Source organism: Caballeronia mineralivorans PML1(12), assembly GCF_001028175.1.
Taxonomy (GTDB): domain Bacteria; phylum Pseudomonadota; class Gammaproteobacteria; order Burkholderiales; family Burkholderiaceae; genus Caballeronia; species Caballeronia mineralivorans.
Genome location: NZ_AEJF01000056.1, coordinates 1 through 20,453 on the forward strand (window position 1 = coordinate 1; position 20,453 = coordinate 20,453).

Here is a 20,453-nt window from a genome sequence, read left to right on the forward strand (position 1 = left end):
GCATTCAGCAAGCACCTCATGGAAGGCATTCAGGTGTGTTTCAATCACTGGAGTAGATGCCATAGCAATGAGTAGACAAAAAGACGACACAATCGAAAGATTCAGACGGTGTTTTAAGCATAAAACGTGCCAATTCTGATCGAAATCGTTTCAAGGCCTCGATGCAAGGTTCGACGTTATCGTGCTCAGGTAGACGGAAGAAGCAACAATGATGTTCGAATTGAGACCATTACACACGTTCCATTAATTACAGTAAATTATTCGTATCGAAATGGATGTTTGGCATTGAAATTTGACAAATTTTCCGATTCAGTCAGTCAGGACGTTTTTCCCGACGAAATTGATTTTTAATTTGTTTCAGAATTCAATTACGCTCCGGCTTATCGGCAAAAAGTGTTCGGACGTCAAGGTCTGATAAAACTAATGACGTCGGCTTTCTGCAACTCGGACTTCTTTTCCCGTTACCGTGCAAATTCTGCAAAAGCGGAACACGATTAACCCAACCGGCTTGTTTCTCCAATCGTTGTAGCGAAGTGACGGTGGATGACTTGAAGAATCAAAGCGGCAGTTCGTTGCAGATTTTGGCGTATCTGGAGGACTGGTGCTTGGATCGCCCAGGTGGAGCAAGGCCTTCGAGCACTGGCGTCGAGCGTGCCGCCGTTGGCTGAAAAAAGGCCGCGCGAGGCGGCCTTCGCGAACTCAACGTGCAGCGATATACATCGCGATTTCAAAGCCGAAACGCATATCTGTGAAACTCGGCGTGACCCATTGCATATCACCACCTTTTGCCTTGCGAAACTCGTGAACAGCTCATGATTAAAAACCGAAATGCGAAACAATATCGTTATTAAATAATATGCAAATAAAATGCATTTAAATAATTACTCGATAATCTGGTTTTTTATTAAGAAAAAATAAATGCAACCGAACAATTGGCTTGCAGCGGATGGCCGCCGGCAACGCCCCCGCCGACCTGAGTGTTATCCATGAGAACTCTCCAAACGCTTGCGTAACCAACCTGAATTGCGCAACGATCGTTCTCTTGACGGTTCAACCATCGCGGGTTTCGCCCACGTTCCACTCGATCCACCTTCGCAAAGGAGCGGAAAATCAGCTATTCAAGTACGTGCCGGGTGAACCGATGACGCAGCGCGTGCGTGCAATCTGGCGTCTCGCGAGACTTTTCGTGCGGGAAAGCCGCGTCAAGTCCGCAGCCGACGCCCCGATCCATCACGTCCTGCGCTCGTTCGCGACGGGTGCGCGGGCTCGCAGTGCGACCAGTCTCGCTCAGCGCGCGCCCGTGTTGCAGAATCTGTCCGGCGTGCTGACCATGGCGTCGGGTCTGCTGATCGAGCATCGGGGGTTATCGGAGACGGCGGTGCGTGTTGCGCTCGCCGAACTGGACACGCTCAAGGCGCCGCTGAAAGACGCGCCGCTGCGCCAGGCGCTGGAAACCGCGTTGCCGCCTGGACGGGCGGCGGCGTTGATCGACGTGGACGCCGAGCCCGAGCGTTGCGGCATCGCGGAGCAGACGCATCGTGCGCTAATCGTGCTGGATGTGAATCCCCGCTCCGGTGTGAGTGCCGCGCCCGTGGCCGCGCGCATCACGCTGATCCGCACCGATACACGCGCCGAACTCATGCAGGACCTCGACGTGGCAAGCTCGGCGGCGAGTCTGGCGGCACGGTTTTCACGCGAGGTCCGCGAGCAGAACGTCGGCGCGCTCATCGCGCGCGTGACGGAGTCTATTGGCGGCATGCTCGATCTGCGCCAGCGCGCCGCCGATCAAAGTTTTCTCCGCTACCGGCTGCGCGAGGTGAACAAGGATTCACGCGTCGTCGTGCCGGAGGTGTTCTGGGATTTTTGCAGCGATACGGTGCTCGTCACGCGCTCCGTGCGCAGCGTGCCGCTCTCGGACACCGAAGCACTGCGCGCCCACGGTCTGGACTCGGCCGACTTGATCGCTACGTGGATCGAGGTTTTTTTCGAGGTCGCGCTGGGCGAGGGCGTGTTCCACGCCGGTCTGGAAGCGGCGGGCGCAGCGGTCAGCATCGAGCCGGACACGCTCGGGGCGCTGGTGCTGGATGGCGATTCGCCGCTCACTTTTTTCGCCGCGCACGAGCGCGGTTTCCTGGTCGCAGGGTCGGACGCGTTGTTGCGCGGCGATCACAAGGCGGCTGCGCGCGAACATATGCAGCACGGCCGCCCCCGTGAACAAGAGACGCAGCATGCGGTGCGCGTGGAAGCGACGTATCGGCGGGAAGCAGAGCGTTTTGCCGGCGATGCCCATCGGCACCGGACTGCCGCCGATCTCTTCACCGCGCTGGGCAAAGGGCCGCTGGAGCATGCTTTCGGCGACAACCATACAGGCATCGCCTCCCGCGCGGCGCTGCTGGCGCGCTCGGTACAGAGCATCGAGGAGATGGTGCGGCGGGTCGCGCCGGATGTCGATGTGTGGCCAATCGCGCGCCGGGTAATCATGCGCCTGGCGCTGGATCAGTTCAGTTCGCACGGAGCCTTTTCGCAACTGGCGAAGGAAGCCATGCACTGGCCGCACGCGCTGCCGCGTGTGCCGAATCTGCTGGCGGATTGGGTGAGGCGGCAAAACCAGCGGAACACGGATTCGCGTTCCGCGCGTTAGGACCACCGCGACAAGGGACCGTCTGTTACGCGACTGATGTGGCTTCAAGCCATCGAAGTCCCATTGGGTCCGCCAGGAACAGGCATAACACGGTGCGTAAAAAAACCGGCCGCACTTCGCAGTGCGGCCAGCCGTTTCCCGCCCAAACCCTTCTGACGAAACTACCGTTGCCGTGCCCAGATTGCGCCCAGCACAAAACCAACCGCAGCTGCCACAAGCACCCCGTTGATTGGCTGTGCAATGACCGCCTCGCGCACGTTGTCGATGGTCTCGCCGTAATTGCGCTGGATCGTGCCGAGCGTCTGACGCACCTTGCCTTCAGCCTGCAGCGACGCGTCGCCGGTCAAACCGCCGACCGCATCCTGCACCTTGCCCACGACGGTTTGCGCCGCGCCTTCTACCTGATCCTGCACCATAGTGCCTCCCGTTCTGGTTGAAGCGGTTATCGAAGAATCCGGCGTACCGGAGCGATTGATTGAGCAGGGTTCATGCCCAGGTGCCACAGGTTTGAAGCTGGATTCGAGAGTTCGATTCGAGCGCGCGCCGCATGAACCCCGCCTTAACCTGATCGCATGCGCACTTTTCGCGCCCGGTCGCGTTTTGTCGGCGCGCGAGGCGCACGACACGACGCGTGGCATCATCTGGCTTCATCGTTTTCGCCCGTCAAACACCACGTCATGCTGCGCGCCCTTGCTACCTTGTTGTTGTTCCAGTGCTTCGGAGAGGGCCTTTCGATGGGCTTGCATGTGCCCGTTCCCGGCCCTGTCATCGGATTGTTGCTGCTGTTCGGCTATCTGCTGATCAGGCCGTCCGCCGTCGATTCGATCGAACCCACCGCCCTCGAATTGCTCCGCCACTTGTCCTTGCTGTTCGTGCCGGCTGGCGTAGGGATCATGGTCGCCGCCGACAAGGTGCGCGGCGAAGGTCTCGCGATCGTGGTCGCGTTGGTGGTGAGCACGACGCTCGCGATTGCCGTCACCGCGCTCGTCACGCGGGCGCTGATGCGGCGCCAGGTGAGACGGGCGCGTATGAATACACCGTCAGAGCTTTAAGGACCACGCGATGACAGAACTCGGCGCCCTGTGGGTCTATCTCGCCGCAACACCGCTGCTCGGCCTGACGATGACCCTGTTCGCGTACCTGATCGCACAAGGCATCTATGCCCGCGCGAAGTTCAACCCGCTCGCGAACCCCGTGTTGATTGCGGTGGCGCTGATCGTTGCGGTGCTAAGCGTCACGCACACGCCATATCAGACGTATTTTCAGGGCGCGCAGTTCGTCCACTTTTTGCTCGGACCGGCGACCGTCGCACTCGCGCTGCCGCTCTACCGGCAACTGCCGAAGCTGCGCCGCGCTGCGTTGCCGCTGGCCGGTGGGTTGATCGCGGGCTCGCTGACGGCGATCGTTTCCGCGACCGCCATCGCGATGTTATTCGGCGCGCCGCGCGTGACGGTGATATCGCTCGCGCCGAAATCCGCGACCACGCCGATCGCCATGGCTATCGCCGAGCGACTGGGCGGACTGCCGTCGTTGACTGCAGTACTCGTGATTTGCACCGGTGTGTTCGGCGCGGTCTCGGCGCGCACGATTCTCAACGTTTTACGTATAGAGGAGCCCGAGGTGCGAGGGTTCGCGCTTGGCGTGGCGTCGCATGGCATTGGTACGGCGCGCGCTTTCCAGGTCAGCGATGAAATGGGCGCGTTCGCTGGCCTCGGCATGGGCTTGAACGGATTGTTCACGGCGTTCGTGGTGCCGGTCCTGTTGCCGATAGTTTTGCGCTGGGTCAACTGACCCGCGAAGGATTGAAACGATCGAGGCGATCTAGGAGAAGTTAGGAACTCGCTCATGGTTCAGGCGGCGCGGAGATGGTCTCATCTTGGATTGTCGCGGGCGCTGTCATCGGGCGCACGCGAGTTCCTCGTCTGGTTCACGCCTGTCACGAGTACGCGGTTCAATGGTCGTTCGCGCGCAGGCATTTTTTGCGGCGAGTCTCCGTCATGTCCCTGTATACCCGTTTGTCTTTTATAACCGCCAGCCGGATTGCGCTGGGCGGCTTCTTCCAGGTCTCGCCGAGCATGGCGGCTACGTCCATCGATCCGGGCATCTACTCGGGCGCTCCGTTCGCTTTTAAGGCGGACCGTGGAATCTTCTCCGAAGTACCTGCACAGCAAGTCGATTCGCGCATCTTTTCGCCCATCAGCGAACCGGGCGATACACACGTCTCGAAGTTTGCTCAGGATCGCGAGCGCTTGCGTCACGACCTGTAGAACCTGGCAAGAATCGCTTCACGAACTGTTTAAAACCGTGGAGTGTTTCAGGCGATGACCGGGCTGTAAAAAGCATCTTCATGCATTTTCCGCTTTGGCTTTTCTATCTGCCATAATTCCGGTGCTTTCGCATTCTTAATTGCGTTCAACCCGGAAATTCCATGAACTCCAACAATACAACGAGAGGCGGGGCACTGGTCTTGGCATGGTTCGTCCTGTGCGGCGCAGCGTGTGCCGCCGGGCCTACAGCGCCCATGCAAAGCAGTGCCACGGCAGCCGGTGCACTCGGCGATTCAGGCGCGCGCCGCAGTCTCCTGACCAACGGTGCAGCCGATGAACCGCAGGCGACGGTGAATGGCAATGTCGCGGAATTGCAGCAAATGATTCGCGAAGGAAAGGTAAAGGAATTGCGCACCACGTATAACGGCAGCTATGGTGCGAGCATGTTGTTTTACCCGGATGAAATGACGTTTTATATTGCACTGTTCCAGCAAAAGAAGTTCTGGCGCGTGATCAAGACTCAAGTTGATTCGCGTGCGGAAACGCTCTATGCGGACTTTGCCAAAAATACTGCGGCACTCGCAGATACCGAGATCCGCCGGACCAAGCTTGAGGCCGAAAAGAGCTTTGCGGACCGGTTGATCGCCGTTCAACAAGGGCGCGCGAATCGCCTGCAGGCTGACCTCGATGTCGCACGGGCGCAGCAAAGCCAGGTGGCCGACCGGCAGGCGGAACAGCAGGAAGCGATCCGTTCGCTGCGCGCGGAGCAGGATGCCGCACAGGCGCAACTGCGTGCCTTGCAAACCAAGGTGCAGGATCTTCAACGCCAGTCGGACGTCGACCTGATGCCATTGCCGAAATGAAGCGCGCCTGACCGCTTGGATTCCGCCTGCGACGCGTGGGCGCCGATCTTTCGCAGCGCGTTTCAAACTCCGCAAAAGCGGCCGCATTCGCGGCCGCTTTTCATTTCCCGTATGGTAACGAGCCACCAAAAGTTTTCCGATTTTTCACGTTTGTGTGCTGTTTCAAAAATCACCCGAAAGTGTTTCACTAATTAGGAATTATCCAGTAAGGAATGCTTGTTTTCGCATGCTAATATGCCGCGCGATTTCGGATTCCAGATCATTTTCAAGATACGGATCGAAGGCTTGAGGCGAATAAGGTGACTGCGAAAATCGGGTAACTGTCTGATGGCCCATCCAGTACGCATTTGTCTCGATATCTCAGTCACACGTTAATTTAAGAATGGTAAACAGGATGTCTAATAAATTAATCGCTGCAGGTTTGTTGTCAATCGGTGTGCTCGCTGGCTGCTCGACAGCTTCGGGTCCGACTTTCAACGCCAATCAGATCCAGACGGCCACTGGCGCGCAGGTTTATCGCGTGGAATGTCATGGTTTGTTCGAAGGTGTCGCGGCATGCGTGAAGCAGGCTCAGAAAATTTGTGGCGACAAGCCCGCGTACAAGCTTGAGACCATGGAGCGCCTGCGTTCCCCGTCCGAAGACGCTGCTGATCCGCGTGTCCTGACGTTCCAGTGCGGCGCACCGGCTCAACCGGAACCTGCTGCGGCTGAAGCCCCGGCTCCCGCGCCGCAGCCTGCTCCCGAAATGCCCCGTCAAATCGATCTGAGCGGCGACGCGAATTTCGCTACCGACAGCGCCACGCTGACGCAGAAAGCAGCTGGCACGCTCGACGAGTTCGTGGCGGCTGCTCAGGGCGTGACGTTGCGGCAAGTCGCAGTGGCGGGCTACACCGATTCAACGGGCTCCGCGTCGCATAACCGGCAGATGTCGCAACGCCGTGCGGAATCGGTGATGTAGTACTTGAAGGACCATGGTCTGCGTTCGCAAAACTACACGGCGCAAGGTTTCGGTGCCGCGAATCCGGTCGCGCCGAACGCGACGAACGCTGGCCGTGCCAAGAATCGCCGCGTGGAAATTCGCGTCAGCACGCAGTAATCGACGCAACGAGCTTGAACGCTTCGGTCGTTGTTTCGAAGCGTCCAGAAGCGTAAAAGCCCCGCAAGCGCGTAGCGCTTGCGGGGCTTTTGTTTGCAGGGCTTCTTATATACTTGCGCGGGCAGAGTCGGCTGCGCTTCAGAACCTTCAGAACAGCGTGAGCTGCGCGCGTCCCGGTCCGCCTTCAAGTGTCAGCAAATGTTGCTTGCGTTCCACGCCGCCTGCGTAACCGGTCAACTCTCCGTCCGCGCCTATGACGCGATGACACGGCACGATGATCCCCACCGGATTGCGCCCGTTCGCTCCGCCCACGGCTCGCGATGCTCCCGGAGCCACACCCATCCGGCGCGCGAGATCGCCGTAGGTCCAGGATGTGCCGAACGGGATCTCTTGCAACGCCACCCATACACGTCGCTGGAACTCGGTGCCGTTGAGCCGCAACGGCACGGAAAACACCGTGCGCTCGCCGGCGAAATACTCGGCAATCTGTTCCTTCGCCTCGATAATCGCTCGCGACTTCGGTGGTCCTGTATCGATGAGACCAGCTGGAAAGTGCTTCTGTCCGACGAAGAACAATCCTGTCAGGAAATCGTCTTCCGCGCGATACGCGAGGTGGCCCAGCGGACTCGGTGCAACGTGGCATTCGATCAAGGGTCGTCTCCGGCCAATTTTTAACGCTCAGATGAACGGATTATCCGTCTTGCCCGCTGGCTTCGGCGGCTCGTCGGCGAGTTTCATGGGTAAGCTTGCGTCGTTTTGCAGGGCATCGACAATAGCGTTCACCGCCTTTTGCAGCGCAAGCGCCGTCGTCAAGCCCGTTTTATCGCGTGCGATCGTCAGGTCGCCGGAAATGGAGAGGCGCGCGGTGTCGTTGGCGATCACGAGCGCGTCGCCGTTGATGTTGAGCGTATCGGTATCGTTGGAAAATGGCTTAAACACCTTTCAGTCCTCCAATGCGTTGGTCTTTCAGCGTGTCCGGAATGCCTGGAAATTGGAGCCCGCTCATGGCTTCCAGTTCGCGAACCGTCTTGACCGTGTATTTGTTCGTCGGCATGTTGTCCACCACCACGGCGAACGCCAGTTCGCGATTCGGCAGATACACGACCTTATACAACTGCGTGGGCACAAGCACACGCGACTCGCCGATAGTCTGCAACTGCCGTCCGGAAAACAGCGGTCCGGTGACGACGTAGGCATCGCCGGATTGTTCCACCAGCCGCCGCACAGCCTGCTCGATCCGCGACCAGATGCGCCGGTTATTCGACGGATCTTGCGGCACGACGTTCGCCAGCGAAAACGATTCCGCCATACCCTTCTTGTCCCACCGGTCGCCGGCCGGACTCATGTGGCCGCGATCGTAGCCGCTTTTCTTGTAGTCCGAGAGCGTGGCGCTGTCGCCAGGCGGCAGTTTCTTATCGACAAAAAAACGGTTTGTGCGCGTGTTGTCGCGGGCATCGTCAATATGTTGCGCCGTCAGGTGCTCCGCCGACCACAGCGGGCCGTGCGTGACGCCGGAATGCAGGACGGCGAAGTCGGAATAGCAAAGTTGCTGCGTCGATACGCGCATCTTCGCATTCGCGATAATCGGCGCCCGGCCACCCGGGCTGAACTGCGGACAGTCGCTGGCCGCGAGGACGTTGAGGGAGACGGTGGCGCTGAGCGCTGCCAGGAACGATGCGAAATGCGTGAAGCGGATTTTCATGCGGAAGGCGAGGTCGGGGTGTAGTGGGCTAATTTCGTCGAGGCCGGAGTATAAGGCGCTGAGGTGCGTCGTGTGGCAGCGAGCATCGGTGAGCATCGGCGGCGAAAACGCACACGCGATAAAATTCCCCCGCCGTCGCAGGGTGCATGCGCGCAGTGTGCGGCCGCGATGGCCCTTTCTGTCTTTGATTCCTACTTGCGAGCTTCCGCGCCCATGACCTCGATCAGCCGCATGTTTTGCGCTGTTATTGCTTTAGCCGTATCGATTGCATTGCCCGTATTCGCCGATGAGGCGGCGTCCTCCCCAACGGTCGCCTCGTCGCCAGCACCGGCCGACAACGACGGTCCCGTCTACGGCCCTGAACTCCAGGGCTTCGACTACCCATATCCGGTTGGCCGGTTCGCGATTTCATCACAGCGGCAAATCGTGCGCATGGCGTACATGGACGTTGCGCCGAAGCGTCCTAACGGGCGAACCGTGGTTCTCCTGCACGGCAAGAACTTTTGCGCGGCGACGTGGAAGGAGAGCATCGATGTGCTCACCGACGCGGGGTATCGCGTGATCGCGCCGGATCAGATCGGCTTTTGCAAATCGACTAAACCGGTGCGTTATCAGTACACGTTCCAGCAACTCGCGCGCAATACGCACGCGTTGCTCGCGGCGCTTGGCGTGAAAAAAGCGACGCTCGTCGCGCACTCCACGGGCGGCATGATTGCCGTGCGTTACGCGCTGATGTATCCGCAGGAGACCGAGCAGCTCGTGCTGGTGAATCCGATCGGGCTGGAGGACTGGAAGGCGAAGGGCGTACCGTCGATATCGATCGATGACTGGTACACGCGCGAGTTGAAGACAAGCGCTGACGGCATTCGCAACTACGAGCAGGCCACCTATTACGCGGGTCACTGGGACGCGCGTTACGAGCCGTGGGTGCAGATGCTGGCGGGGATGTATCGCGGCGCGGGCAAGGAGGTTGTCGCGTGGAATTCGGCGTTGCTGTACGACATGATCTATACGCAACCGGTTGTGTATGAGTTCGGGCAGATCAGGACACCGACGTTGCTGCTTATCGGCGATAAGGACACGACCGCGATCGGCAAGGATTTCGCACCGTCGGAGATTCGGCCGACGCTTGGGCGTTATCCGGAGTTGGCCAAACGCGCGGTAGAGGCGATCCCGGGAGCCAGGCTGGTGGAGTTTGCGGAGTTGGGGCATGCACCCCAGATGCAGGACCCGCACGCGTTCCATCAGGCATTGCTCGCGGGGCTGGCGGCGCTTGGTGAGAAGAGCAACTGAGAGGCATTTTTGTTGGCGCCGGCGGAGCGTTTTGGCCGTTGGCGGAACCGGGCCTGTCAACCTCTCGTGCGAACGAATCACCACCGCTAAATATGAAGACTTTCCTTCTCTACGTTGTAACCGCCATCGCCGAGATAGTGGGCTGCTATTTTCCCTATCGATGGCTAAAGGAGGACGGCTCGCCGTGGCTCCTCATCCCCGGCGCGTTAGCGCTTGCACTCTTCGCGTGGTTGCTGACGCTGCATGCCAGCGCCGCCGGCCGCGTTTACGCGGCGTACGGCGGCGTGTATATCGCCGTGGCGATCATGTGGTTGTGGATCGTCGAACGGATTCGCCCGACAACCTGGGATCTGGCCGGCGTGGCGATCGCACTGGCCGGCATGAGCGTGATCGCGTTTCAGCCGCGCGGATGAGGCCAGCGGGCTGTTACACGCTTTAAGCCTTAAGCCTTAAGCCTCCAGCGCCAGCAACGCGAACGTCGCGAGCCAGTGCTCGCCCATGTAGTCACCCGCCACGTGCGCCAGGCCCGCTGCAAGGTGGTCGTTCGCCGTGGCATCGAGCAAGCTTATCCGCGCGTCGCCTGCAGGCAGTGAGCGGGCCAGTGACCGCTGGCACCACGCGCGGCTGAGATTCAGGCCATCAAGGTGCGCAAGCTTGCCGTCGCTGCGATCCGTGACCGTGGCGGGCGTGAACAACGTGGCGGGTTCGCGCGCGCTCAACTGGGGGAGAAAGCGGTCGAACCAGCTGGCGAATTCGGCCGCGGGCAACACGCGCCGCATCAACTCGGCTTCCATTAGCGACGACGACAAAAACTCATCGCCGCCTGGTTCCCACGCCTGGCAACCGGCATCGTTCAGATACCAGCGGCGCGCGGTATCGACGATCAGCGTTTCAAACGCCGAATCATCCACCTGTCGTGCATAACCGATAGCCAGCGTCAACGCGAACGCCGTATTGAAATGCGTGCCCACACGCAGCGGATATGTCGACTTCGGCAAGAATTCCGTGAAACGCTCGACAAACGCGTGCGCAAGCGGTGCAAGCGCCGCGGCCCATCGTTGGCCTTCGGTCGACTGCATCGACTGAAGCTGGTCCGCGAGCGCGAGCAGCCACGCCCAACCGTACGGACGCTCGAAACCACGCGCCTCCGGGCGCTGCAAATACGCGACTTCGGCGGCGACGTTGGTATGGGTGAAATGGGCGTCGATCAACGCGTGGATTGCCGGCGCTTCGGGCAACCCGGGGAAGCGGTCGACGAGCCGCGTGGTCAGCCAGTATCCATGAACGCACGAGTGCCAGTCGAAGCTGCCATAGAAGATCGGATGGAGGGCGCGCGGGCCTTGCGCGTCGGCGGCGCTCCCCATCACGTGGTCAAGCTTGTTCGGGTATTCACGTGTCAGGTGGCCGAGCGCGAGCCTGGCGAATTTCGACGCGAGAGCGGCGTCAAGCGTAGGTGTCGATGACTGCGGGTTCATGCGGTTCTCCAGAAAACCAGGCGTCCGCAATTATGGCAAGACTTCGGCTCACGGGACGTGTGAATCCGGAGGCGATCAATGCCATGCAATGCGGCGTTGAGCGGCCATTTCTTAGCGACTCAGGGTAATTACTAAGTACTTTCAATTTGCACGACTGTAAGTTTTCGTTCGCGCCGTTCCTCACGCTTACCCGGTCTGCTGCTGGCCATTGATTTACCGGTAATCCCTTTCGAGAAAGGCCTTGTGGATATCTGCCAAATTCTTTTTCTAACGAAAAACTTTCTTCATAAACGCTGCTGTAAGCTGAAATTTGGCTGACCGTTATGACGCGCCAACCCCCTGTTCGTCGTATAAACTTGCGCCCGACCGCCCTCAGGGCGTGACCGTCGCCGGCATCCGACCGGCTCAAGAGCGGCCACAAGCCGCCGTTTTCAATACGCGACAGGAGTTCTCAACAGCATGGCCGACATCGCACTCTCAACTTCAGCCGACACCCGGCGACGCGTCTTCGCGATCGTCGGCGCTTCATCGGGGAATCTCGTCGAGTGGTTCGACTTCTACATCTACTCGTTCCTCGCGCTCTACTTCGCGCCTGCATTCTTCCCAAGCGGGAACCCGACCACGCAGTTGCTCAACACCGCCGGCGTGTTCGCGGCAGGTTTCCTGATGCGGCCGATCGGCGGCTGGATGTTCGGCCGTATCGCCGACAAGCACGGCCGCCGCACCTCGATGATGATCTCCGTGCTGATGATGTGCGCCGGCTCGCTCGTGATCTGCTTCCTGCCGACCTACGCAAGCATCGGTGCATGGGCGCCGTTTTTCCTGCTGATCGCGCGGCTGTTCCAGGGCTTGTCGGTGGGTGGCGAATACGGCACGAGCGCGACCTACATGAGCGAAGTGGCGCTGCAGGGGCGGCGCGGTTTCTTCGCGTCGTTCCAGTATGTGACGCTGATCGGCGGTCAGCTCGCCGCGTTGCTGGTGCTGGTCGTGCTGCAGCAAGTATTGACCACGGAAGAACTGAGGGCGTGGGGCTGGCGCATTCCGTTCGGGATTGGCGCGCTTGCGGCGGTGGTGTCGCTGTATCTGCGGAAATCGCTCGATGAAACCACCACCGCCGAAAGCCGCAAGCTGAAGGAAGCCGGCACGCTGCGCGGTCTCCTGCAGCATAAGGCTGCGTTCATGACCGTGCTGGGTTTCACAGCAGGCGGATCGTTGATTTTCTACACGTTCACCACCTACATGCAAAAATACCTGGTGAACACGGCCGGCATGCATGCCAAGACCGCGAGCAACGTGATGACGGCCGCGCTGTTTGTCTACATGATCATGCAACCGGCGTTCGGCGCGTTGTCGGACCGGATCGGCCGGCGCAGGTCGATGATCTGGTTCGGCTGCCTCGCTACCCTCTGCACGGTGCCGATCCTGCATGCACTGAAGGACGTCACGAGCCCGGTCGTGGCGTTCGTGCTGGTGGTGATTGCGTTGGCTATCGTGAGTCTCTACACGTCGATCAGCGGATTGATCAAAGCTGAAATGTTCCCCGCGGAAGTGCGCGCGCTCGGCGTGGGGTTGTCGTATGCGGTGGCAAACGCGGTGTTCGGCGGCTCGGCGGAATACGTCGCGCTGTTCTTGAAGTCGATCGGCAGCGAGTCGATGTTCTACTGGTACGTGACGGCGCTGTGCGCGATTGCCGGAATTGTCTCGTTCCGGATGCGCGATTCCGCCAAGGAAGGGTATTTGCGCGACGTGCCTTGATGATTCGACTGATTTGACGCGAGGCAGAGTTCTGCCAGGCGTCACCCGCGGCGCATTGCGCTGAAGCTGACGCTAATGCGCCGCGGGATTCAATACGGTTCTCACTCTCAAGCAACTGCCTCGGCGGGCATCGCGTCGAGTGCGGCGACTGTCTTGCGCAGCCCCTCGAAGATACGGTCGGAGACCCTGGCCGGAAACCCCTCGGGCAACTCACCCGATACACGCTCGATAACACCGGGCGTTTCTTCAATCAACCGCTGGATGATCGGCTCTGCATCCTGTCCGTATGAGCACCGCGGCGCCATCGCGTTGAAGTGCCGGCGCTGGATATCGCGGAAAGCGTAGTGACGGTTCTTGCCCGACACGGCCATCGCGAGCTTGGCCTTGAACCACGACCACTGGTTCGCTCCCTTCCCCTCGACCGGCCAGATGGACATGACGTCATAAATCGGCGTCAGCCGGTAATGTCCGCGCGGAAGCAGCCGGATGCTGAAGTTCTTCGCGTGCCCGTCCGGGGCCGCCAGCAGCCAGAAAAGTATCTGCGCGGTCAGCAGCGTTTCTATGTCTTCCTTCGCCGTCTCCGACTGCTGGAGCACTTGCGCCAGGTCGATCACACCCGGGCCGCCTTCGTTCTCATACTTCTTGTGCGAGGGTAGCCCCATCACCTGGCAAAAGTCCTCTTGCGGCAGCCGCACAATCCACTTGCCGCTCGAGTGCATCTGGCGGTCAAAGCGCTGCACGCTCAGCACGCGTTGCCGGCCAAAGGTCTTGATGTCCGTTTGGGCGACCGGTAAGCCGTAAGCCCGCAGGAGATGCATGCACAGCCACTCGTTTTCGACCGACGTGGTGAGGTCCGCGCGCCGATTACCCACCAGGCCGAGCGGGAGCTTCAGGATATGGGTGGTAGGCGTGGCGCCGTGGGGTTTCATCCACTGGCCTTCGTGCCAGAGGAGCGCCGTCTTTTCCTGCGCGCCCGCGAGCGAAATCCGGAAGTCGTCTTCGTCGTCTTGAGGGCCAAAAGTGCCACCCCCCGCGGTTTGTTTCAGGAGCGTCTCGATTTCTCCATCGCTGAGCGGGGTGCCATCGATTTGTTCGACACCCGCAGGTTCCTCGTCGACGCCCAGGAGCTGAACCGCGCCCACGCAATCCCGGCCGATGGCCTGCAAAAGATCGAACGCATCCAGCGTGTCTGTCCGGAATCGCTGGCCTATTCGCTTTCGGATGGCTTCGCTGTCCGGTAGCAGATTGTCGAAATAGTTGAGTACCCTGTCGCCTTTGAGCGGAGCGTTATCGAGCGGGATGGGCAGCGACAGGGAAAGCGGACGGCCGACCTCGGAGGCGGCCCACGCGGGGGCGTAGGCGAGTTCCATCGGGCCGCGAGTGGGAATGCGCCAGACACCCATGCGTACGCCGTTGACCCATACCGAGAGCGACCGGGAATGTGGTTTGCGTCCCGCCATTACCACTCCAGCGCGGACGCGGTTGGCGCTACCGCAGGCGAACCCTTGTCCTGAACCTGGAGTTGCAGCCCGTAGGCGCCAAGAAGCGTCAGCAACTGGTTGAGCGTAAGCGCACCGGAGTCCGCCTCGAGAGTCGAGATACGACTCTGGCTCACACCGAGCCTTGCGGCTGCTTCGGTTTGGGTGAGGCCCGCCCGCCGGCGGCCGGCCGCGATAATCTGACCCATCTGGTAGGGCGTGGCGATTGTCTGTTGCATGACATTTATCTCTCACACGAATAAATGCAGTTTATGTCTGTGGCAGATATTTGTCAAATATTCGTGTGGCAGATATTTGCACACTATCTCTCACACGAATATTTGGGGTTTATTCATGCTGCAGATTTTCTTGACCCAACAATCCCCGACATCGACCGATGACCGGGATTCGAGCGGACTAACCTCCGCCGTTTTACCCACACCCCACGCTTTTTTGACGTGGGTCGCCCTTAAACCGCGTGATTTCTGTCGATTCTGCGGGTTTTCACCGCCTGCTCGGACAAAACGCGCATTATTGAGATGACGGTAAGATTGCGGTCAGATGCCCACTTAGGCGACGCCCCCGATCACGATCCGGCTCGTCGCTGCAATAACGGGCTCGCCAGGACCTAAGCGTCAAGCGCACGTAAACCGGCTGCGCGGCGTTTGCGAGTCCGTCTGCTTGGAGACTAGCCCATGGAAGATTTCGACGAAACGTTGTACCTCGTGTGGCGAGCCAACCTGAATGTGCTCGCGGGATCGCCGGCTGGCGGCGCGAGGATTGCCCGCATGATGAGTTTTTCCCCGTCGTACATGAAACTGATTTTGGCCGGAAGGCGCGATTTCAGTGAGGAGTTCGTGCGCGGGGTGGAAACCGTGACCGGCTTGCCGCCGCGTTGGCTGGACGAGCGCCGCGACCGGCGCGACATTCCGCCCGAAACCCAGCGCGCGATGGACGAGGAAACGCCCGCCGCCGTGTTTCGCGGCAACGCGCACCCCGCGCCGAAGCGGCCCGTCTTGCGTGGGCCGGAGCCGTTGCTGTCGCAGACGGAAGCGACCCGCCGCATCGCCGATCAGGCGCTGCAGCAGGTGGAAACGCATCGGCGCGACCAGATGTTCCGCCGCAACCGCGATCTGTTGCTCGCCGACCTGCGCCGCGTGGAGCGGCAGCTTTCGATGGTTCAGCTCGACGGCATCAATGCGAAAGCGGAGGATTTGCGCGCGTCGGGCAAACTGGACGATCCGGTGAAAGCCGATCTTGCCGGCCGTATCGAGCAGATCGATAAGCACCGCGCGATGCTGATGCAGCACGTGGAGAAGCTGGCCATGCTGCTGGCCGGTCTCGACGAGTAGCGGCTAACGCGTCCGTTTGCCGCGATGTTGCGCTTCGGGAGCAGATTCGTGATCCACTGTGATTGCGACCGGATCGCTTGCGGGAAAGCTCTCTTCCAGCGCTTCGTCGAGGGCTGCTTCGAGGTCGTGCGCGGCCACCGGCGCTTTCTTCGGCTCGTGGTGCGGCTTTGCTTTCGGTTGCGACATGGCGGCGCTCCTTCAGTGAACCAGCAGATTTCACTATAGCAGCGGGGCGGCGTGCGTGCAGTCACGCATTGGCACGCATACCGCGATACGCCGCCGGCCGCACGCCCGTCCACTTCCTGAATGCACGATGAAACGCGCTTGGTTCGGCGAAACCGAGCGCGTGCGCGATCTCCGCGATGGTCTGCGTCGTGTCGGCAAGCCGTGCGATGGCGAGATCGCGCCGCAGGGCATCGCGGATGGATTGATAGGTCGCGCCTTCTTGTTTCAGGCGGCGTCGCAGCGTGGCTCCGGCCATGTTCAAAGCGGCAGCGATGTCTTCGCTGTCCGGCCAGTCGACCGGCGGCGACTGCCTTAATTGGCGGCGAATCCGTGCAGCCAGCGAATCTGGATTGCGATACTTCACGATGAAATTCGCCGGCGCCTCGCGCAGAAAAACCTTCAGCGTGGCGGCCGTCTGCACAACCGGCAACGTGACGCAATCCGGTGCGAGATCGACATACGACGCGGGTTGATCGAAGAACATGGCGTCGCAGAACATCAGCCGGTATTCGTCGGATGCCGCAGGTTCCGGGCAGCGCAGATGCGCGGCCAGCACCGGGATGCGCCGGCCTACGAGCCAGCACAACAAGCCGTAGATCATGATGAATGCAGTCGCGTACGCGAACATTGGGCGTGGCGCGTCGGTATCGGCATCGGCGAGGCGAATTCTCACGCGCGTTGTGTCGGTGTCGATCTCGCATTGCAAGTCGTCCAGCACGAGCCGCAGGAAACCCGCGATGCGGGTCAGCGCCTGGCCGCCGTCGCGCGAACCCAGTGCGGCATGACAGAGCAGCGCGAAGCTGCCGCGGCGCATCGGATGGCTGTCCTGGCCGAAAAATTCATCGTCGAGCGCATCTGCAACGGCGCTCCACAAGCGGCCGTATTGCGCAGCCGACACGCGGGCGAGCGGCGCTGCGAGCGTGGCGGGCTTGATACCCGCAAGCGCCAGCATCGCGATACGCGCGACGCCGCGACGCTCGGCGTAACGCAGCGCTTCTTCGACGAGAACCCCCGCTATGGTCCCGCGTTCGTTGCCCTGGCCGCGTGGCGTTTTGGGCACGGTTGGCGTTGGCGTCACGGCCGGCCGTGGCCGCCGCTCTGTTTGCCGTTCCGAGCCACGCGCGTTCTTCGATGTTGGGGTAGTCACTAGGTGGCGGAATCGCTCAGGAAGCTTGATCGTTTCAGGCATCGGCAGATGGCTTCACAGCGCCTAGAATCTGGCGTGATGTTATTTGCCATCCGCTTCGTGGTTTAAGCGCAGCAGTGTAAACCCAGCGCGTTTTCAAGTATTTCACACGAGCCAGACCGCCATGATCGACAGCTTCCTGACCGACGACCAACGCATGGTTCGCGACGCCGCGCGCGACTTCGCTACCGAAGTGCTGACGCCGCACGCGGGCCAGTGGGACCGCGATGCACGCCTGCCCGACGAAGTCGTGCGGCAACTCGGCGAGCTCGGTTTGCTCGGCATGATCGTGCCTGCGGAATGGGGCGGCACCTTCAGCGACTATGTTGCGTATGCGCTGGCTATCGAAGAAATCGCGGCCGGCTGCGCCTCGTGCTCGACGCTGATGGCCGTGCACAATTCCGTCGGCTGCGGACCGATTCTCGCCTTTGGCACTGAAGCGCAGAAGGCCGAATATTTGCCGAAACTGGCGACGGGGGAGATGATCGGCGCGTTCTGTCTGACGGAGCCGCAAGCGGGATCGGAGGCTAACAACCTGAAGACGCGTGCCATCGAACGGGACGGCCAGTGGGTGCTTTCCGGGGCCAAGCAGTTCACGACGAACGGCGCGCGCGCGGGCATGGCCATCGTGTTCGCCGTCACGGATCCCGAGCTTGGGAAGAAGGGTTTGTCGGCGTTCATCGTGCCGACGAATACGCCGGGTTTCAACGTTGGGCGGCCCGAGCACAAGATGGGCATTCGCGCCTCCGATACCTGTCCGATCTCACTCGTAGACTGCGCGATTCCGGCCGGCAATTTGTTGGGCGCGCGCGGCGAAGGGTTGAAGATCGCTCTGGCGAATCTGGAGGGTGGGCGTATTGGTATCGCGGCGCAGGCGGTGGGCATCGCGCGGGCGGCGTTCGATGCAGCGTGTGCTTACTCGCATGAACGCGTGCAGTTCGGCAAGCCCATCAGGGAGCATCAATCGGTAGCAAACCTTCTCGCCGATATGCAGACCAGCCTGAACGCAGCGCGTTTGCTTGTGTTGCACGCAGCGAGAATGCGCACGGAAGGTTTGCCTTGCCTGAGCGAAGCATCGCAGGCGAAGCTGTTTGCGTCGGAGATGGCGGAGCGGGTGTGCTCGCAGGCTATCCAGATTCATGGCGGCTACGGTTATCTGGAAGACTATCCGGTCGAGCGTCATTATCGCGACGCCCGCATCACGCAGATCTACGAAGGCACGAGCGAAGTGCAACGGATGGTGATTGCGCGTCAACTTTAGGCTGATCGAATCCCACATGACGTTGTGTTGAATCGAAGCTGATCGATGCGTTCGATTCAAACATCTTAAAAGCGGCGAAGGCTTAAGAGGCTTCGCCGCTTTTTTTGTGGCTCCCGCGAAGGCTCACCGTGAGCGCGAGTCAGACTCCCGAATAGACTCACCGCTTGCATCCCGCAGGTTCTCACCGGTCGTAGCGCTTTGATCCCTCGGCGTTGATGTCACATCGCTGCCGTGCTTGCTTTACGACGCTTCACACTATCACTGACCGCTGGCGTTGACCCCTGCCGACGTGCCGCTGACCGACGAGCCATAGCTGCTTTGAGCCACGCTATTTTCCGCAGCGACGCGGCGCTCGGCGGCTTGAATGTTCAGCGGGTAGTCGGTCTGATCGCCAGTCGGGTTGTAGCCGGCCCGCTCCAGTTGAGCCAGTTCGGCGCGCACTTGTGCGCGCGTGACAGGACCATTGTTCTGAGCAAAAACGAAGCTCGGTGCGGCCAGTGCGGCAGCGATGACGACTGCGGGGATAAGTGCTTTAAACATGATGAACCTCCGTATGGTTTATCGACTACGAAGCTTGCGCTGTGGCCATTCCGGTGCGCCGGGAAAACTGACTGGCATCGCTTGTTTCGATATTTGATTTGATGTTATTCGGAGTAAGGGCCAGTAAAAATACCTATTTGGGTAAGAAACTGTTGTTAATCCGGCAGGTAAAGCGGCGCCTCGGTTTTTACCGCAGCCTCGATCGCGACAACCATTGCAGCCAGCGGGGGCGCGCTTAAGGGGACTCTCATTCACCGCCCGCGTGATTCAAAAGGATCACTAATTATCGCGGAGTCGTCGCATGTGATGAAAAGCGGACGCCGGTCGGTTAGGTGCCGGTGTCGATGCGACGAAGCGATCCGTGAAACTCACTTCAGCGCGTACATCGGGCCAATCACATGGCGATGACCCAGCCCGACAGGCACGCTGACCCGCAGCACGCGTTGAAGCGGACAGCGGCGAGGTCGGGGTCACTTGGATTTATAGGTGTATACCCGTTACCTCTTGCGCTAGTATTATCGATATACCGATAATATTGTCATGGATGTGAAAACTGCAGTGCGCGTCTTCGACGTGATCAACCTCTTTGCCGAAGTCCGGCAACCGATGATCTACAGCGAGATTGCGCGTCGAACCGAAATCCCTTTGTCGAGTTGTCATGCGCTTTTGCAGACGATGGTGGCAAAGGGTTATCTCTACGCGCCGGGCGTAAAGGCGGGTTATTACCCGACGCAGCGCTTGTTGCATGTCGCTCGCGACATCTGCAGCGAGGACCCGCTGACGCTGCTGTTCCAACCGTTGCTGAGCGCATTGCGCGACGCGACCGGTGAAACGGCCGCGCTCGCGACGCTCGCCGGCACGCGGGTCGTTTATCTGGACGTCATGGAATCACGCCAGAAGATTCGCTACAGCGACGAACCCGGCGGTTTCATGTACGTCCACGCCAGCGCGGCGGGCAAGGCGCTGCTGGGCGCGCTCCCGGTCGATGCACGCCGGCGCCTGCTCGACAGTTGCGAGCCGCTGACGGCATCGACGGATGGTTCGGTAATCGATCGCGCGTCGCTCGAAGTAGAAGTGGAGCAGGGCGTGACGCTCGGCTGGCATCGCTCTACTGGAGAAAACGTCGAGGATGTTGCGGGGCTAGCCAAGGGATTCTCGATCCACGGCGAGGCATTCGCGCTCGTTATCGGCGGTCCGAAAGCGCGCTTGCTGAAGAACCAGGAGCGCGCGGTCGAAGCACTGCTCGATATTTTCGAACGGATTCCGCAGACGTTGATCGGCTAGCGGCGCGGCCGCGGTGATCATGCTCACGTCATGGT

Annotated in this window: 24 protein-coding genes; 13 read left to right on the forward strand and 11 right to left on the reverse strand. The window is 60.4% G+C overall.

Annotated features, from left to right (window positions below; all coding sequences use genetic code 11):
* Positions 1-699: 699 nt before the first annotated feature.
* The gene (gene pqqA / locus EOS_RS48705) at positions 700-774 is read right to left on the reverse strand and encodes a pyrroloquinoline quinone precursor peptide PqqA (protein ID WP_075645291.1); all 75 of its coding nucleotides are present in this window, start codon (positions 772-774) and stop codon (positions 700-702) included.
* 268 nt (positions 775-1,042) lie between these two features.
* Here pqqA and EOS_RS06320 point away from each other — a divergent pair, with 268 nt between their 5' ends.
* The gene (locus EOS_RS06320) at positions 1,043-2,641 is read left to right on the forward strand and encodes an AarF/UbiB family protein (RefSeq protein WP_235442718.1); all 1,599 of its coding nucleotides are present in this window, start codon (positions 1,043-1,045) and stop codon (positions 2,639-2,641) included.
* A gap of 161 nt (positions 2,642-2,802) precedes the next feature.
* Here the strand turns inward: EOS_RS06320 and EOS_RS06325 are convergent, their stop codons facing one another.
* A complete protein-coding gene (locus EOS_RS06325) occupies positions 2,803-3,057 on the reverse strand; it encodes a CsbD family protein (protein WP_047845756.1) in 255 nt (84 codons plus the stop codon).
* 261 nt (positions 3,058-3,318) lie between these two features.
* On the opposite strand from EOS_RS06325, the gene EOS_RS06330 reads away from it, so the two are divergent.
* From EOS_RS06330 to EOS_RS48710, 6 genes are all read left to right on the forward strand, one after another.
* Positions 3,319-3,693 carry a CidA/LrgA family protein gene (locus EOS_RS06330; protein WP_047845837.1) on the forward strand — a complete coding sequence of 125 codons (375 nt, stop codon included), beginning with the start codon at positions 3,319-3,321 and terminating at the stop codon, positions 3,691-3,693.
* A 10-nt stretch (positions 3,694-3,703) separates the two neighbouring features.
* On the forward strand, positions 3,704-4,432 hold the full coding sequence (locus EOS_RS06335) for an LrgB family protein (protein WP_047845757.1): 729 nt from the start codon (positions 3,704-3,706) through the stop codon (positions 4,430-4,432).
* A gap of 206 nt (positions 4,433-4,638) precedes the next feature.
* Positions 4,639-4,908 (forward strand): hypothetical protein, encoded by a 270-nt coding sequence (locus tag EOS_RS06340; protein ID WP_047845758.1) that lies wholly within the window; start codon positions 4,639-4,641, stop codon positions 4,906-4,908.
* Between the two features lie 161 nt (positions 4,909-5,069).
* Positions 5,070-5,771 (forward strand): DUF2968 domain-containing protein, encoded by a 702-nt coding sequence (locus tag EOS_RS06345; RefSeq protein WP_047845759.1) that lies wholly within the window; start codon positions 5,070-5,072, stop codon positions 5,769-5,771.
* A 394-nt stretch (positions 5,772-6,165) separates the two neighbouring features.
* Positions 6,166-6,729, forward strand: coding sequence for an OmpA family protein (locus EOS_RS06350; RefSeq protein WP_235442719.1), 564 nt, complete (start codon positions 6,166-6,168; stop codon positions 6,727-6,729).
* Between the two features lie 3 nt (positions 6,730-6,732).
* Positions 6,733-6,867: an OmpA family protein gene (locus EOS_RS48710; protein WP_268760294.1), complete on the forward strand. Its 135-nt coding sequence runs from the start codon at positions 6,733-6,735 to the stop codon at positions 6,865-6,867.
* 147 nt (positions 6,868-7,014) lie between these two features.
* On the opposite strand, the gene EOS_RS06355 is transcribed toward EOS_RS48710, so the two are convergent.
* The 3 genes from EOS_RS06355 to EOS_RS06365 are packed head-to-tail and all read right to left on the reverse strand — an operon-like array spanning position 7,015 to position 8,569.
* Positions 7,015-7,518, reverse strand: coding sequence for a methylated-DNA--[protein]-cysteine S-methyltransferase (locus tag EOS_RS06355; protein WP_047845760.1), 504 nt, complete (start codon positions 7,516-7,518; stop codon positions 7,015-7,017).
* A gap of 27 nt (positions 7,519-7,545) precedes the next feature.
* Positions 7,546-7,806, reverse strand: coding sequence for a hypothetical protein (locus tag EOS_RS06360; protein ID WP_047845761.1), 261 nt, complete (start codon positions 7,804-7,806; stop codon positions 7,546-7,548).
* Positions 7,799-8,569 carry a DNA/RNA non-specific endonuclease gene (locus EOS_RS06365; RefSeq protein ID WP_047845762.1) on the reverse strand — a complete coding sequence of 257 codons (771 nt, stop codon included), beginning with the start codon at positions 8,567-8,569 and terminating at the stop codon, positions 7,799-7,801. Before EOS_RS06365 ends, EOS_RS06360 begins: the two co-directional genes overlap by 8 nt.
* 231 nt (positions 8,570-8,800) lie before the next feature.
* Between EOS_RS06365 and EOS_RS06370 the strand changes: the two genes are divergently transcribed.
* Positions 8,801-9,862, forward strand: a complete 1,062-nt coding sequence (locus EOS_RS06370) for an alpha/beta fold hydrolase (RefSeq protein WP_235442723.1) — start codon at positions 8,801-8,803, stop codon at positions 9,860-9,862.
* Between the two features lie 92 nt (positions 9,863-9,954).
* Positions 9,955-10,275, forward strand: a complete 321-nt coding sequence (locus EOS_RS06375; protein WP_047845764.1) for a YnfA family protein — start codon at positions 9,955-9,957, stop codon at positions 10,273-10,275.
* Between the two features lie 36 nt (positions 10,276-10,311).
* Here EOS_RS06375 and EOS_RS06380 read toward each other — a convergent pair whose 3' ends face one another.
* Entirely contained in the window at positions 10,312-11,337 is a 1,026-nt protein-coding gene (locus EOS_RS06380) for a DUF2891 domain-containing protein (RefSeq protein ID WP_047845765.1), read from the reverse strand.
* 459 nt (positions 11,338-11,796) lie between these two features.
* On the opposite strand from EOS_RS06380, the gene EOS_RS06385 reads away from it, so the two are divergent.
* Entirely contained in the window at positions 11,797-13,092 is a 1,296-nt protein-coding gene (locus EOS_RS06385) for an MFS family transporter (RefSeq protein WP_047845766.1), read from the forward strand.
* A 107-nt stretch (positions 13,093-13,199) separates the two neighbouring features.
* On the opposite strand, the gene EOS_RS06390 is transcribed toward EOS_RS06385, so the two are convergent.
* Complete coding sequence (locus tag EOS_RS06390) at positions 13,200-14,552, reverse strand: type II toxin-antitoxin system HipA family toxin (RefSeq protein ID WP_047845767.1); 1,353 nt, start codon at positions 14,550-14,552, stop codon at positions 13,200-13,202.
* Complete coding sequence (locus tag EOS_RS06395; RefSeq protein ID WP_047845768.1) at positions 14,552-14,809, reverse strand: helix-turn-helix domain-containing protein; 258 nt, start codon at positions 14,807-14,809, stop codon at positions 14,552-14,554. The genes EOS_RS06390 and EOS_RS06395 overlap by 1 nt, the downstream gene beginning before the upstream one ends.
* A gap of 456 nt (positions 14,810-15,265) precedes the next feature.
* On the opposite strand from EOS_RS06395, the gene EOS_RS06400 reads away from it, so the two are divergent.
* Positions 15,266-15,922, forward strand: a complete 657-nt coding sequence (locus EOS_RS06400; RefSeq protein ID WP_047845769.1) for a hypothetical protein — start codon at positions 15,266-15,268, stop codon at positions 15,920-15,922.
* 3 nt (positions 15,923-15,925) lie between these two features.
* On the opposite strand, the gene EOS_RS06405 is transcribed toward EOS_RS06400, so the two are convergent.
* The gene (locus EOS_RS06405; RefSeq protein ID WP_047845770.1) at positions 15,926-16,108 is read right to left on the reverse strand and encodes a hypothetical protein; all 183 of its coding nucleotides are present in this window, start codon (positions 16,106-16,108) and stop codon (positions 15,926-15,928) included.
* A 61-nt stretch (positions 16,109-16,169) separates the two neighbouring features.
* Positions 16,170-17,225 (reverse strand): AraC family transcriptional regulator, encoded by a 1,056-nt coding sequence (locus EOS_RS06410; protein ID WP_235442720.1) that lies wholly within the window; start codon positions 17,223-17,225, stop codon positions 16,170-16,172.
* Positions 17,226-17,460: 235 nt separating this feature from the next.
* Between EOS_RS06410 and EOS_RS06415 the strand changes: the two genes are divergently transcribed.
* Positions 17,461-18,594 (forward strand): acyl-CoA dehydrogenase family protein, encoded by a 1,134-nt coding sequence (locus EOS_RS06415; RefSeq protein ID WP_047845839.1) that lies wholly within the window; start codon positions 17,461-17,463, stop codon positions 18,592-18,594.
* A gap of 258 nt (positions 18,595-18,852) precedes the next feature.
* On the opposite strand, the gene EOS_RS06420 is transcribed toward EOS_RS06415, so the two are convergent.
* A complete protein-coding gene (locus EOS_RS06420) occupies positions 18,853-19,134 on the reverse strand; it encodes a DUF4148 domain-containing protein (RefSeq protein WP_047845771.1) in 282 nt (93 codons plus the stop codon).
* Positions 19,135-19,674: 540 nt separating this feature from the next.
* On the opposite strand from EOS_RS06420, the gene EOS_RS06425 reads away from it, so the two are divergent.
* Entirely contained in the window at positions 19,675-20,418 is a 744-nt protein-coding gene (locus tag EOS_RS06425; RefSeq protein WP_047845772.1) for an IclR family transcriptional regulator, read from the forward strand.
* The last annotated feature ends 35 nt before the right edge of the window (positions 20,419-20,453 follow it).

What these genes read in the sequence shown, in the direction of transcription:
- EOS_RS06390 (WP_047845767.1), bottom strand. Translation starts at nt 14,552, where the DNA reads ATGGCGGGACGCAAACCACATTCCCGGTCGCTCTCGGTATGGGTCAAC.
- EOS_RS06340 (WP_047845758.1), top strand. Translation starts at nt 4,639, where the DNA reads ATGTCCCTGTATACCCGTTTGTCTTTTATAACCGCCAGCCGGATTGCG.
- EOS_RS06370 (WP_235442723.1), top strand. Translation starts at nt 8,801, where the DNA reads ATGTTTTGCGCTGTTATTGCTTTAGCCGTATCGATTGCATTGCCCGTA.
- EOS_RS06395 (WP_047845768.1), bottom strand. Translation starts at nt 14,809, where the DNA reads ATGCAACAGACAATCGCCACGCCCTACCAGATGGGTCAGATTATCGCG.
- EOS_RS06345 (WP_047845759.1), top strand. Translation starts at nt 5,070, where the DNA reads ATGAACTCCAACAATACAACGAGAGGCGGGGCACTGGTCTTGGCATGG.
- EOS_RS06380 (WP_047845765.1), bottom strand. Translation starts at nt 11,337, where the DNA reads ATGAACCCGCAGTCATCGACACCTACGCTTGACGCCGCTCTCGCGTCG.
- EOS_RS06350 (WP_235442719.1), top strand. Translation starts at nt 6,166, where the DNA reads ATGTCTAATAAATTAATCGCTGCAGGTTTGTTGTCAATCGGTGTGCTC.
- EOS_RS06425 (WP_047845772.1), top strand. Translation starts at nt 19,675, where the DNA reads ATGGATGTGAAAACTGCAGTGCGCGTCTTCGACGTGATCAACCTCTTT.
- EOS_RS06420 (WP_047845771.1), bottom strand. Translation starts at nt 19,134, where the DNA reads ATGTTTAAAGCACTTATCCCCGCAGTCGTCATCGCTGCCGCACTGGCC.
- EOS_RS06375 (WP_047845764.1), top strand. Translation starts at nt 9,955, where the DNA reads ATGAAGACTTTCCTTCTCTACGTTGTAACCGCCATCGCCGAGATAGTG.
- EOS_RS06405 (WP_047845770.1), bottom strand. Translation starts at nt 16,108, where the DNA reads ATGTCGCAACCGAAAGCAAAGCCGCACCACGAGCCGAAGAAAGCGCCG.
- EOS_RS06365 (WP_047845762.1), bottom strand. Translation starts at nt 8,569, where the DNA reads ATGAAAATCCGCTTCACGCATTTCGCATCGTTCCTGGCAGCGCTCAGC.
- EOS_RS06325 (WP_047845756.1), bottom strand. Translation starts at nt 3,057, where the DNA reads ATGGTGCAGGATCAGGTAGAAGGCGCGGCGCAAACCGTCGTGGGCAAG.
- EOS_RS06385 (WP_047845766.1), top strand. Translation starts at nt 11,797, where the DNA reads ATGGCCGACATCGCACTCTCAACTTCAGCCGACACCCGGCGACGCGTC.
- EOS_RS06400 (WP_047845769.1), top strand. Translation starts at nt 15,266, where the DNA reads ATGGAAGATTTCGACGAAACGTTGTACCTCGTGTGGCGAGCCAACCTG.
- EOS_RS06330 (WP_047845837.1), top strand. Translation starts at nt 3,319, where the DNA reads ATGCTGCGCGCCCTTGCTACCTTGTTGTTGTTCCAGTGCTTCGGAGAG.
- EOS_RS06335 (WP_047845757.1), top strand. Translation starts at nt 3,704, where the DNA reads ATGACAGAACTCGGCGCCCTGTGGGTCTATCTCGCCGCAACACCGCTG.